The sequence below is a fragment of the Lactobacillus equicursoris DSM 19284 = JCM 14600 = CIP 110162 genome (assembly GCF_001434815.1).
GTDB lineage: Bacteria > Bacillota > Bacilli > Lactobacillales > Lactobacillaceae > Lactobacillus > Lactobacillus equicursoris.
On sequence record NZ_AZDU01000082.1, the window covers coordinates 1 to 3727 of the forward strand.

Consider the following 3727-nt stretch of genomic DNA (forward strand, 5'->3'; position numbering starts at 1 on the left):
GTGTTAGCACAAGAAGTGTTAGCACAAGAAGACACTCTCAAACTGCCTGTTTGGAGTGTCTTCAAAAATAACAAAATTATTGTAGCTTGTTTATTTTCTAAAAGCAAGCTATTAGCATTAGATAATCATCTTAGTTTGGAAATCAGATTTGCTAAAAAGCTTATTTTCTTAAGGGGTTAACCGCTCCCACCTTAACCTTCTTATCTTTTTTTACTCCAGCATCCCTTTAATTGCTTTCGTATAGCTTGTCCAAATACTCATCCAAAAATTCTTCCGCCAGGGACTTGGGCCGGATCTGCTTACGCGCTTGGTCCACGCTCAGCCAATCCCAGGCGTCCACTTCTTCATTAGGCGTAACCAGCTGGTCTTCATCAACCACCACCGTGTAGTTGAGCATCAAGACATTGGATGGGGCAAAGTAGCTCGACCGGTTAAAAGATAGGCTCTTCAGGTCCAGATTGAGCTCTTCTTTTAACTCCCGCCGGCAAGTGGCCTCGCTGTCTTCGCCCTTGTTCACATAGCCAGCCACCAGAATGTAGGAGTCCCGGCCGTACTGCTTGATTAGGAGCACCTTGTCCTTGGCCTGATTCATGACGATCATGGAGACTGCCACGGAAAAAATGGGAAAGCGGAAGTCCTGGCACTTTTCGCAGTAGGGCACCTCGCCCTCTAGCGGCAAACTTCTCTTAGTCAACTTTTGCCCACATTGGGGGCAATAGTTTAGTTCAAACATGAAATAGCTCTTTTCTTGCTTTATTGCTTTTCATTAGATATACTTACTTGCTTCTCTGACCGACAGGGGGGCTAGCTGCTCCCGGTACTCGTCTACAAATTTCCGCACCCAGTCCGGGTTGGTCTTAGAGTAGTCCCGGAGCGCCCAGCCGATAGCCTTGTTGATGAAAAATTCGCTGCTGCCCAGGTTCTCCAAGATGATTTCCTTTAAGAGCTCTGGATCCGTCGCACTTTTCAGCCCCAGCTGGAACTCGATTGCCGTTCTTCTCACCCAAAAGTCGGGATCAACCGCCCAGTCCCGGACGGTTTTCATAACTGCTTGCTTATTTTCTTCCTGTCAACCAACCTCGGACTAAAGTCCGGGGCTTGCAAGTCGAGAAATGACTAAATGCATTTCAGCTCACACTAGTCAGATACAGATGATTTGCGGGCGCAGGGATCATCCAATTACCAAACTTATATTATTGAGCCTCGGGTTGCCTGGGGCTCATTTTTTCTACTAAGGATTGCATGCTTGCTTCAGCTTGCAGCTTCCGAATCGTACGGAATTATTTTGTATTCCTGATCCGAGAGCTTGGCAATGCCTTTCTCCAAGATGTTCAGCGCGGCATTGTAGTCGCGGATATGGTGCGCTCCGCACATTGGGCAGTCCCATTCCCGGTCCTTCAGGGTCAGCTTCTCATGACCGTTGTGGCCCATGATAGAGCCGCAGTCATGGCACCGCTGGGTTGTGTTGCGCTTATCGATCTCAATGTAGGTCTTGCCGTAAAGGCCTGCCTTGTATTCAAGCATTCTCTGAAAACTGGTCCAGCCCACGTCAGAAATCGACATTGCCAAGGCATGATTCTTCATCAGATTTTTCCCTCTCAAGTCCTCAAGCACTACTATATCGTGGTTATTGATGTATGCAGTGCTGAGCTTTTGAAGGAAGTCCTCTCTTTGATTGCGAACTCGTTTTTGAAGACGAGACGCCTGTTTGCGAGCCTTCTGATAGTTTTTGCTTTGCCAAAGCTTTCGGCCTTCCTTTTTGGCACGAAGCTGTCTTCTTGACGCCCGTCTTTGAAGCTTTTTCAGCCGCTTTAAGGATTTGCGGTAGTAGCGTGGATTGTCCACTACCGTGCTGTCTGAATCGGTCAGGAAATTGTAAAGATTGAGATCGATTCCTGTCTTCTTGCCCGTCTTTGCCTTTTGCGCCTTGAATGGAACAACGTCACCAATTTGAAGAGACAGATAGAAGCCAGAGGCATCATATTTGATGGTGGCCGTGCCAATTCGGAAGTTGGGATTGTGGGCAAGAACCTTGCGGTAGCTTGAGCCGCTGATTCTGATTCTGCCAAGCTTTGCCAGCTTGACGTGCTTCATGTCCAGGAAGCGCACCGAGCCTGAAAATGGAGTACAGTTTTCGATCTTCTTGTCCTCGCTTTTGTAGATGCAAGAAGTTTGATAGCCATCGTTGACGCCCTTCTTGTGATACTTTGGGTGGCCTGAGGAATGGAACTTGTGGTACATGTTCCATGCCGCCCCATAGCAGTGCTTTGCCTGAGCAATATTCAAGCTGTCCACGTCTTCTGAATCCATGTAGAAGTAGTACTTGGAAAGCTTGCTTTTGCGTTCCTCAAGTGCCTCGATCCTGTCAGCTACCTGCTTGACGTAGACATTAACTTTCTTGAGCTGGTTCAGCTCAGAATTGATGGCTATCAGCTTGTTGTAGACGGAGCGGCTGATACCGCTGTTGATGGCAATCAGCCGTTTTTGCTCATTGCTTGGATAGATCCGCATCTTGATGCCAAGATGATATGGTAGCTCTGACATCGGGATCATTAGCGTCTTGCGCTTCTTTTTATCTTTTTCCTCGTCGGTCTTTTTGACTTTGACAGCGACTTCTTTCTTCTTTTTAGTCATCTTTCTCACCTCGATTCTTGTGCTATAATTATAACATAATCCGCTATTCAATGGACTATTTTAAAGTGGCTTAATATCATGATTCAACTAAGAAAGAGAGAATTGCAATGGCTGATAAAATCAAAGATGCAGTATACGCCCAGCGCTACGTTTACAACTGCCATTATCATCTGATCTGGTGCACCAAGTACCGGAATCAAATATTTACAACTGCCGAACTTGCAAGCGAGATGAAGGAGCTTATTCTTACTGTGGCAGCTAGGAACGATATCCAAGTTGAGAAGCTGGAGGTTATGCCGGATCATGTTCATGCCATGATATCTTTCAGGCCGTCAAAATCTATCAGCGATGTGGTCAAAGCTCTCAAAGGATCTACCGGATATATGTATCTGCGCGATCATCCGGATATTAGAGAACAGAAATGCTGGGGCGGTCACTTGTGGTCATCAAGCTACTATATCGGAACCGTTGGAAACATGTCGAAGGACACCGTGGAAAGATACATCAATGATCAGGTCTATAATGCAAAAAAGGACGGCAAGCCCTATCCATCCACCCATTAAAATAGGTGGACTTCCAGGCTTGCCGTCCATTGACAAAATCATTAAAAAGATTTTCCCAACCAGCTTAACCAGGCTGTCTACCGTGTCCCACCAGGACTTGGTCTGAACTAGCTTTTTTATTTTGCCAAGATCACCAGCCTGAAGTTTCTTAGCCTTCCGGGTCAAATAGTCGCAAGCCACGTACTGCAGCTCCCGGTAGTCATCTTGAAAGCAGAGGTCCACAAAGGCCCAGTCCAGGTCCTGCTTGTTCTTTTCCTTTAAAAATTCTCGCACCAGTTCCCGGCGAATCGGGCTCTTTAGTCCGTAATACTGGAACTGGTCTCGCATGTAGTGCGCCATGGGAACGGCAGTCTCTGGATCGGCGTGCTCTTCGTAGAGCTTTTTCACATATAGGTAGTCAGATTTAGCAGTCATGGTCTAGTCCTTTGCTAGTTATGGTAGAATAGTAAGGATTGTATTTTTTCTAAAGGCAAAAATACCGATAGAAAAAATATCAAATGTCGATTGTATAATCAATTTGAACACCACTG

Annotated in this window: 5 protein-coding genes and 1 pseudogene; 2 read left to right on the forward strand and 4 right to left on the reverse strand. The window is 46.3% G+C overall.

What is annotated here, in order from left to right:
- Nucleotides 1-180, forward strand: a 180-nt coding sequence (locus FC20_RS10935) for a hypothetical protein (protein WP_236697665.1), incomplete at its 5' end; no start/stop codon positions are given.
- Nucleotides 181-226: 46 nt separating this feature from the next.
- On the opposite strand, the gene FC20_RS09240 is transcribed toward FC20_RS10935, so the two are convergent.
- The 3 genes and pseudogenes from FC20_RS09240 to FC20_RS09250 all read right to left on the reverse strand — a co-directional run bounded on the left by FC20_RS09240 (nucleotide 227) and on the right by FC20_RS09250 (nucleotide 2553).
- Nucleotides 227-733 (reverse strand): NAD(+) diphosphatase, encoded by a 507-nt coding sequence (locus FC20_RS09240; protein WP_008462216.1) that lies wholly within the window; start codon nucleotides 731-733, stop codon nucleotides 227-229.
- Between the two features lie 33 nt (nucleotides 734-766).
- Nucleotides 767-1066: pseudogene (locus tag FC20_RS09245) on the reverse strand (DNA alkylation repair protein); the annotation flags it as partial.
- Between the two features lie 185 nt (nucleotides 1067-1251).
- Complete coding sequence (locus FC20_RS09250; RefSeq protein WP_039944079.1) at nucleotides 1252-2553, reverse strand: RNA-guided endonuclease InsQ/TnpB family protein; 1302 nt, start codon at nucleotides 2551-2553, stop codon at nucleotides 1252-1254.
- A 188-nt stretch (nucleotides 2554-2741) separates the two neighbouring features.
- On the opposite strand from FC20_RS09250, the gene tnpA reads away from it, so the two are divergent.
- Complete coding sequence (tnpA, locus tag FC20_RS10220; RefSeq protein WP_081586778.1) at nucleotides 2742-3197, forward strand: IS200/IS605 family transposase; 456 nt, start codon at nucleotides 2742-2744, stop codon at nucleotides 3195-3197.
- Here tnpA and FC20_RS09255 read toward each other — a convergent pair.
- Nucleotides 3081-3611 (reverse strand): DNA alkylation repair protein, encoded by a 531-nt coding sequence (locus FC20_RS09255; RefSeq protein WP_008462224.1) that lies wholly within the window; start codon nucleotides 3609-3611, stop codon nucleotides 3081-3083. The genes tnpA and FC20_RS09255 overlap by 117 nt on opposite strands.
- Nucleotides 3612-3727: the final 116 nt, after the last annotated feature.